The 8,071-nt window shown below is 62.7% G+C and carries 9 protein-coding genes; 3 read left to right on the top strand and 6 right to left on the bottom strand.

Features of this window, described 5'->3' with window-relative positions; all coding sequences use genetic code 11:
- Positions 1–128: 128 nt before the first annotated feature.
- The 6 genes from NKI17_RS13890 to NKI17_RS13865 all read right to left on the bottom strand — a co-directional run bounded on the left by NKI17_RS13890 (position 129) and on the right by NKI17_RS13865 (position 6,634).
- Complete coding sequence (locus NKI17_RS13890) at positions 129–2,582, bottom strand: phage tail protein (RefSeq protein WP_352906171.1); 2,454 nt, start codon at positions 2,580–2,582, stop codon at positions 129–131.
- A complete protein-coding gene (locus tag NKI17_RS13885) occupies positions 2,579–3,181 on the bottom strand; it encodes a phage connector family protein (protein WP_352906169.1) in 603 nt (200 codons plus the stop codon). Before NKI17_RS13885 ends, NKI17_RS13890 begins: the two co-directional genes overlap by 4 nt.
- A gap of 283 nt (positions 3,182–3,464) precedes the next feature.
- Positions 3,465–3,710, bottom strand: a complete 246-nt coding sequence (locus NKI17_RS13880; RefSeq protein ID WP_352906167.1) for a hypothetical protein — start codon at positions 3,708–3,710, stop codon at positions 3,465–3,467.
- Between the two features lie 211 nt (positions 3,711–3,921).
- The gene (locus tag NKI17_RS13875; RefSeq protein ID WP_352906166.1) at positions 3,922–4,911 is read right to left on the bottom strand and encodes a Coat protein; all 990 of its coding nucleotides are present in this window, start codon (positions 4,909–4,911) and stop codon (positions 3,922–3,924) included.
- A 23-nt stretch (positions 4,912–4,934) separates the two neighbouring features.
- Positions 4,935–5,843 (bottom strand): hypothetical protein, encoded by a 909-nt coding sequence (locus NKI17_RS13870; RefSeq protein WP_352906165.1) that lies wholly within the window; start codon positions 5,841–5,843, stop codon positions 4,935–4,937.
- 218 nt (positions 5,844–6,061) lie between these two features.
- Positions 6,062–6,634 carry a hypothetical protein gene (locus NKI17_RS13865; protein ID WP_352906164.1) on the bottom strand — a complete coding sequence of 191 codons (573 nt, stop codon included), beginning with the start codon at positions 6,632–6,634 and terminating at the stop codon, positions 6,062–6,064.
- A gap of 110 nt (positions 6,635–6,744) precedes the next feature.
- Here NKI17_RS13865 and NKI17_RS13860 point away from each other — a divergent pair, with 110 nt between their 5' ends.
- From NKI17_RS13860 to NKI17_RS13850, 3 genes are all read left to right on the top strand, one after another.
- Entirely contained in the window at positions 6,745–6,933 is a 189-nt protein-coding gene (locus NKI17_RS13860) for a type II toxin-antitoxin system HicA family toxin (protein ID WP_352906162.1), read from the top strand.
- Between the two features lie 4 nt (positions 6,934–6,937).
- On the top strand, positions 6,938–7,339 hold the full coding sequence (locus NKI17_RS13855; RefSeq protein ID WP_352541138.1) for a type II toxin-antitoxin system HicB family antitoxin: 402 nt from the start codon (positions 6,938–6,940) through the stop codon (positions 7,337–7,339).
- Positions 7,340–7,534: 195 nt separating this feature from the next.
- Positions 7,535–7,852, top strand: a complete 318-nt coding sequence (locus NKI17_RS13850; protein ID WP_292654509.1) for a YMGG-like glycine zipper-containing protein — start codon at positions 7,535–7,537, stop codon at positions 7,850–7,852.
- Positions 7,853–8,071 lie beyond the last annotated feature (219 nt).

Raw genomic sequence — 8,071 nt, 5'->3', positions numbered from 1 at the left:
GCTTCCTCCAGACCACCGGGACCAATCACCTTCTACAACGGCCTGGCCTACTTCCGTGCCTGTGCCGATGGATGGGCTCTGCGAGATGTGTATATGCCCTAGCTCGAGGGGGGGGAGATCAGCAGTTTCTAAGGCTCGGCGTCGAACACCGGTGTCATCACCCTGATCGTGCAGGGCGTTGGATTGACGTGGCGGATCTTCACCCGCCCCTGCCCTTCCCAGCTATCGTCGATCGGCACCTCGACATTGCCGGTGAACAATTTCGCCATGCCGTCGGGTGCAACCACGGACGGGATGCGAACCTGCTCCCAGCGGCCGCGGATGAACGACTGGACCTGAAGCCCGGTTGTGTCGGTTTCCAGCAGCGAAAGAATGAGCTTGGCCACCTTCTTGCGCCGCCCGACAATCGATCCGTCGCGGCCGCCGACATCGAGCTCCAGCGTGTTGGCTTCGGACTGGTAGCCGAGCCCGACCTGCCATTTGGCTGCCATAGCCCCACCGGGCAGCGAGACCGCGCCAGCGGCCACAGCAAGGCCCTGGTAGACCTTGCCATCGGCCAGGACGTCGGCTGTTTCGCCGTTGAGATGATCAAGCCCTGAGACCGTGCCCACAGCGACGCCACCATAGCTCAGGCCGCAGTCGACTTCGAATGCATCGCCGATCCCGCCATACTCGAACGGCGCGGTCTTTATTTCGATATAGCGCCTGGTCACACCGCCGATCGTGCGCTTGACTATCAGCCAGAGATCGTCGTTGCCGTCCTGGCCGGGCGTCACCACGGCGCTTTCGACAACGGCCCAGTTCGATCCTGCGAAGCTTCCGGCGATCTGGTGGATGTGCATGCCGCGAACGTCCTGCGACGGCTGGTGCGTGTAGCCGCCGAGTTCGCCATCCCCGAGCGGGAACCAGAGCAGCGGATCGGGGTCGGTCTGGAAGGCGAGTTCGACGACGCCTTTCTTGGGAATGTGCTCCGATATTTGACCGACATCGTCGGAGGTGAAGCGGCCGGTGGCGTTTTGCGTCAGCTCGGCGATCGATTTGCGGGAGCGGGTGACATAGAGGAATGACTGCCCCGCATCGACGGGACGCAGCGGGGCACAACCGAAAGTCCGCGACCGGCGGTTCTTGAACGAGGACGGCGTCAGCGCCTCGTCGATGCCGGAACCCGACAGCGCCCTCACCCCGCCAAGCGTTCCGATGATCAGCGCGCCGTCCGATTCCGCCACCCACGTAATGTCATTGGCCTGGCCGCCACCTGCCTGCACGAATTCCAGCGCGTCGGTGTCTTTCTCACCGGTGGCGAAGTTGTCGAAATCGCCGGTTTGCGAGGCATAGACCGAGAATTTTCGGCTGAACGCCAGGCGCTCCTCGTAAAGCGAACCGCTCTGGACGTACTTGCCGGGCACGAACGTGCCGAGACGCCAGCGGATGATCGGGCTGAGATCGGGCAGAGCATGCCCGTACAACTGGACCGTGACCACCGTGGTGCTGGTCCGGGCAACGATCTTGGCCCAGCGCCAGAAGCCATCCGCGCCAAGCAGACGAATGGCGCGGCCGATATCGCTGGTCTGGAAGCCGATGCCGTCGTTGATGCCGACGATCGAGGAGGCTGAAAGATCGAACGGCGTTTGCGACGGCGCGTATTCGTGCAGGGCCAGTTCGGCGATAGCGGTTCCGTCGCTGCCGCCACCTGAAAACAGCAGCTGATAATATTCGTAGGCAACCGTGTTGTTGAAGCCGTCGAAGAAGCGGGTTTCCGACTTGGACCAGCCGGTCTCTCCGTCCCGGCTGTCGAGCGTCGTCCAGTCGGTGCCGTTGTGCGAGGCCTGGAATTGCCACTGGGTCGGCGATGCAGTGTCTGAGTGATCATTCGTGGCGGTAATCCAGTAGGCGTCGACCGTCTTGGCCCCGCCGCCGAACTGGTAGCGCAGATACCCGCTCGGAAAGCCCGCTATGTTCTCCCCCTTCTGCTTGTCGCCATCGAACACCTGCCACACGTCGGATGAGCCGTTGCTGTTGCTGACCGTGCCGCTTGGCAGCGTATTCGCGACCATGACCGGCATGGCGTTGCCGGTTGCGGCCGGCGTTAGCGTCGTGGCCGTGGTGTTGATCTTGTCGTAAGGGCCGTCGAGAAAGACGAAATCGGCCAGCGTCCAGGTCGTGTGCGCAGTGCGCGTCAGCACTTTGACCGGATGATCCTTGTGGGTGATCCACATCTGGTCTGCCGACTGGACGAATTGCAGGTCGAACAGATCGGCCTCGGGATAAGGCGAAACGACTTCGACCGTGCCGACGCGCGCGCCATAGGCATAGACGCGGATGTAGAGATCGCCGAATTCGAGCGCATAGGCCTGATCGGCCGAGAAGATGAACGGGATCAGCCGTGTCGCCTTTGACGGAGCCTTCACCTGCGCGCAAAAATACGTGCCACCGCGTTTCCTGATGCCGCCATGCGGCAGCGTGACGAAGTTCGTGCATTTCGACAGCGCCGCCCGGTAAAGGTCGAGCGAGGCGCGAGCATGCAAGCGGGGAGAAATCTCGCCGCGGATGAAAGCATCCTGGACCGGATAGAGCGTGGTCATCGGCCGACGCCCCGGCTGTCGCCGCGCTGGAAAGCCCAGGACGTCGTCGAAAATCTGCCGCCGCGCTGGATGGCATTGGCTGAATAGGCGGCGTCCAGCGCCCTGTCATAGGCGCTACGGGCGACGTCGATCATGCTGGCCTTGTGGGTCAACGGATGGGCGATCTTGATGGCGAGCGCCGCCATCAGCACTTCGCTGAACAGCGCGTCCCAGTCGTTGGGATCGGTCAGATTGGCGACATAGCGGATGACGCGCGGTCCGGCCTGATCCGAATAGATCAGCCCGGCCTCCTGCCGCCATGAGAGCGGAACGCCATCCGGCTCGCCATTCCCTGTCAGCGGCAAGGGCCGCAGGCAATCGGCGGGAAGCTCATAGGCGAAGTTCAGCGTGCCAGCGCCGCTGCCGGTGTCGAAGCCGGCGACCGAGGCCGCCAGGATGGCGAAGACAAAGGCGTGCTTGGTCAATTCGGCCTCGCGGGTCAGGTCGAAATGCAGATTGAGCAGGCGTGCCGCCTTGGCGTCCTGGTCGAGGCTTTCGATCGGCGCCTCGTCGAGCACGGCGAGCGCCATGTTGGCGATGTCGAGCGGGGTGATGGCCATGGCTCAGGCCTCTGTCTGTATGGTTGGTCGGAGAAAACGGGGCATGGTGCCTCCACGGCAAAAAGCCGCTTCGAAGCGGCTGGGGATTTTTTGTGATTTGTGGCTTGGGCAGAACGTTGCACGTCTCGTGCATCGAGCGTCACAACGCCAACCGCCCGTCAGGACACGGGTTGCAGGCGCTGCGTGATCCGTCTCTTTTCCGTTCGAAGCAAGGAAGCAATGCTTCGGCTATTGCGGTTCACGACACCGCCGCGCATCGCGGCGATGTCTTGCATGAATTGTGTCAGCCGATGCGTGCGCTGGTCGAGATCCCTGTTTCAGCTGACTTGGCAAAGACACTTGCTTTCACCCTTCCGGCACCTCCCGCCAAAGCCAAGCCCCTGTCCAGGGCATCCTGAAGACTTGGCGTGTAGTAGGCGGTGTCTTCCAGGCCACTGAAGAAGTTTATGCGATGAACTTCCCCCTTCTTACTCATGACAATGCCCGCTTTTCGGAGCACTTCCTGAACTGTTTTGTACTTCATGTTCATGGTGACCTCCCTTACCAAGACAAGGCAGCATCGCCCTTTCTTGTAACTGTTTGGTGCCGTCGATTGACCGAAGGGCAACACGAATAATGTGGTGAACGCCAAAAGTCGCACTCTGGTGCAGCGCAGTGGGTGAACTTGGGGTTCGCCACATCGGCCGACCTGGCGTCCCGAAGGGGCGGGAGTTCTTCACTCCTGCCCCCTTCCAGCCCGATCAGGCCTCCGTCGTCTTCAACGCGATGAACGTCATGTGCTTGACGCTCGACGCCGTGCGGTCCCAGTTTGCCGCCAGCGCCAGTTCCGCATCGGTGGCAAATTCGCCGGCCGAGGACGCATCGAGGAAGCGGGTGCCCGGCACATGCGGCACGAAATGCCGGCGGCCGACCATTTCGGTGACGCCGCCGCCATGGCCCTGCCGCGGCTTGCGGTCGAACTCGAGCGGGCCGCCTTCGGTGTTGACCGGCAGCTCGTTCCACAGGATCGCCTTGTCCTTGAACATGAACGCCGTGTAGACGCCGCCGGCAACCGGAATGTCGTCGTCGACGACGGCCCTGAGCCCCATGTAATAGGGGATCAGCGGCCCGCCCTGCTCGGACGACGGCACATAGTCGATGAGGTCGGCGAGTTTCAGTGCCTTCATCTGTTTCGAGTGCATCCAGATCGTCTTGAACTTGTCGGCGCGGTCGCCCATCAGATAAGCGGCCTCGATGATGTCGGTGTCGACGATGGAGGCGCCGGTGACGCGCACCAGGTCACTGCCGTCATTGGCGATGTTGTCGGCCAGCACGCCTTTCAGTATGCCCAGCAGCGTCAGCTTGTTGGCGCGCTGCCAGTAGTCGGTCTGGCGACGCACGATAAGCTTCTGCGGATCGTCGCCGGCAAGGATCGAGGTCAGATCCGGGATGCCCCAGGCATGCGCACGCACATTGCGGGCCGCGACTTCGCGGCGCGCGCCGATCTTCTTCATTTCGATCGAGTCGGCCGGGTCGTCATTGACCGGCTCGGACGGATCGTTGCCGAGGTCCTTCCAGCCGGGCATGTCGACGGAACGTCCGCCCAGGCTGAGCTTCGAGGCGATCGACGGTTCGGAAAACAGGATCCCGGCCTGGTAAATCTCCAGCGACTGGACGTGCTCCTCGAACGAGTATTGCGCATAGACGGACGGAACGATCGCGTCCGCGATACGGGTATAGGCGTCTGCCATTTTTGTCTTCCTTCAGGTTTGGGTTAAAGAGGATTGTTGGGCATCCACAGGTCGGGATTTTCGCCGGTCTCGCGTGCCAGCCGCCGGGCGCGGGCGGGGTCGCTTTTGACCAGGGCTGAGATGCCAGTCAGGTTGCGCTCGCCGGCGGCATTGCGCTTGAAGGGATTGCCTCCGCTCAAGGCAGCATTGCCGTCGATCGTGTCTTCGCGGAACATCGCCTCGCCGATGGCGTGGACCGCCTTGGCGATCTGCGGGTCGGTCAAGGCACCGTCCGGCAGAAGGATGCCCTTCGCCTTGTAGGCATTGACCAGTCCGAGCTTTTTCATCGCCCGGTTGGCGACCTCGAGCTTCTGGCGAAAGCCATCGCTGCCGGTCGGTCCCCAATCCCTGACGAGGTCGTCGTGGGTCGTCTCGACCGAGCGGGCAACAGCGATTTGCTGTGCCTTGGCCTGCTCGGCCATGTAGCCGACGAAGCGGTCGTGATAGGCCTGTGCGACCTTCGGGGTAGCACCTGCCTCGACTGCCCAGGCCTTGGACGCATTGGCGAGCTCGTCCGAATACGCGAAGTTTTCGGGAAGCCCGTCGGGGCGCCTGTACTCGACCTTGTCGGGCGAGGTCAGCGGACGCATCGCCTCGGGCAGCCGGGCGTGGAACCTGTCCCAGTCTTCCGCGGCTGCATCGGCTGCCGGAACGCGCAGGCTCTCGCCCTGCTGCCGCTCCAGCTCCGCATAGGAGTTGAAAACCCGATCGAGGCTGTCAGGCTTGGTCCAGCCCTTGGTTTCAGCAAGCTTGCGGTTGCCTTCGGAGAGACCGTCAAACCAGCTTGTGGCCGCAGGCGGGGCGGACCCGCTGTCCCCGTTGGCCGGTGGCCGTGCAAGGTTGCCCGCCGGTGGCGCCGCCACCACGGACCCGGCGTCTGCCAGATCTGTCATGAGAAGATTCCTTTTGTTACAGAATTAAAGGCCGGTGATGAGAGCACTGGCGGCGAAGCTTGGTATCTCCCCCCTCGAGGGGGAGATGGCCGGCAGGCCAGAGGGGGTAGCCGCGCGTGGAGCGCTGACCTCATCTGTCGCCGGGCGTCGCGCCCGGTCGAACCGACCCCCTCTGTCGCCTTCGGCAACATCTCCCCCTCAAGGGGGGAGATTAGCGCCTACCCATTATCGCCCCAGTTCTCCCAGAGCAGCGTGATGGTGCCCGACACCGCCAGCGTGCCGTCGGCGTCGATATCGGTGCCGGTGGCAAACGCCAGGTTGAGATAGAGGTCGACCGGCGTCACGGTGCCGTCGAGCGTCAAGGCTGCGGCAACATCGGCAATCGATGCGCTCGACGGCGCGGCACCCGCGCCATCCAGCGTACGGCCGGTCGCGCCCAGCACATTGACCATGGTGCCGGCGAGCGCCGCGCTCGATGCTGCCGCCGAGCCGAGCGACCAGGTCAGCGCGACATTGTCGTTGATGGTCGAGGCGCGTGGCGTCAGCACGGCGAACTGCAATCTTGCCGTGCCGCCCTTGATCCGCACCTTGCCATCGAGAAAGTCGAAGAGCTTCTGGCTGGCAAAGCCCTGCGCATCGGTGACCGGCACCGGCATGGCATTGAAGGAGAAGACGGTGCGGTAGGCGCCGCCCTGTCCGGTCGTCCTGGCTATCAGCCCTGCCCTGGGTGGGGCAAGGCCGGCTTCTCTGGCGGCGGCACGCGAAAGCGTCCGGGCAAGACCTCGGGTCATTTGGTATCTCCATTCTTGCGGGATTGAAAACGGGGTCGGCTGGGCCGCCGCACGCAACAGCGGCAAAAGCTCATGGACATTTGGATCAGTTATGTGTATCTATACACAACATGAAGAGCGCCGCTGTCATTCACAGGCTGTTGGCGGATGGCTGGTACGAAGTGGCTCGAAAAGGAAGTCACGCCCAGTTCAAGCACAAATCCAAGCCGGGCCGGGTGACAGTTCCGCATCCCAAGCGCGACATCCCGATCGGCACTCTCAAGAGTATTGAAAAACAATCCGGCGTGAAGCTGAGGTAGAGAAATGCGGAACTATATCGGATTGATCCACAAGCAAGCGGACAGCGACTTCGGCGTCTCCTTTCCCGATTTTCCGGGCCTGGTGACAGCCGGCGTCAACCTGGATGATGCCCGTGCCATGGCCGGGGAAGCACTGGCCTTTCATGTCGAGGGGCTGGTCGAGGATGGCGAGGCCATTCCCGAACCGTCGTCCCTGGAGGAAGTGATGTCGGACAAGGACAATCTGAGCGGTGTCGCCATCCTGGTTCCCTTGAAAGCTGAAGCTGCGAAGGTCGTGCGTGTCAATGTCACCATTCCGGAAGATGTCCTCGATCAGATTGACCGATATGCGGAGCGCCACGGCTACAGCCGATCCGGATTTCTGGCCGCTGCGGCGAAAAAGGTAATGCAGATCGAGGCAGCGTAGCGCTCTCGAAGGTCGACTGGAGATGAAGCTCTTTGGGTCTTGTTCGGTTACTTTTCTTTGCGGATCAGGCCGTCAGACAAAAACAACCATGTCTTATTTCGTGAGGCACGGTGCCTATGTTCCGCCGCAAATGCGACCGTACTTGGCAAAATCAGCCTGCGAATTAGTTCATAGACTTCAAGGGAGTATCAGACGATGACCATGTCCAGAGCCATTGCCGCCATGTTCGTAACCGCCGCGCTGGCAGGCTGCGCGCAGACCGAAGCACAGCAGAGAACCAGCACCGGTGCGCTGCTCGGCGCCGGCGCCGGCGCGCTTGCCGGCCAGGCGATCGGCGGCAACACCAAGAGCACGGTCATCGGTGCCGGAGCCGGCGCCTTGCTGGGCGCCGTCGTCGGCAACGCCACCACGCCCCAGCCGCGCAGCGAACAGCTTTGCCGCTATCAGGATCGCACCAGCGGCCGCATCTACACCGCCCCCTGCGACGACCGGTACTACAACGGCGACTATTGAGCCGGCGCGGGCTGCAAATCACGACAAGGCCGGCGGGACAGCACCCCCCTCTGGCCTGCCGGCCATCTCCCCCTCAAGGGGGGAGATTGGGTATCTTGTCTGCTTCCGCCAATCACCAACGTTGCAGGATTGGCGGCTAGGGCGAAGCTGCTGATCTCCCCCCTGGAGGGGGAGATGGCCGGCAGGCCAGAGGGGGGCGCCTCGCGCCTTTCGGACCTT

The organism is Mesorhizobium sp. M0816 (assembly GCF_040320005.1).
Lineage (GTDB): Bacteria > Pseudomonadota > Alphaproteobacteria > Rhizobiales > Rhizobiaceae > Mesorhizobium.
The sequence above is the reverse complement of the archived record's forward strand: the minus strand, read 5'-3'. Positions and strand labels throughout refer to the sequence as shown.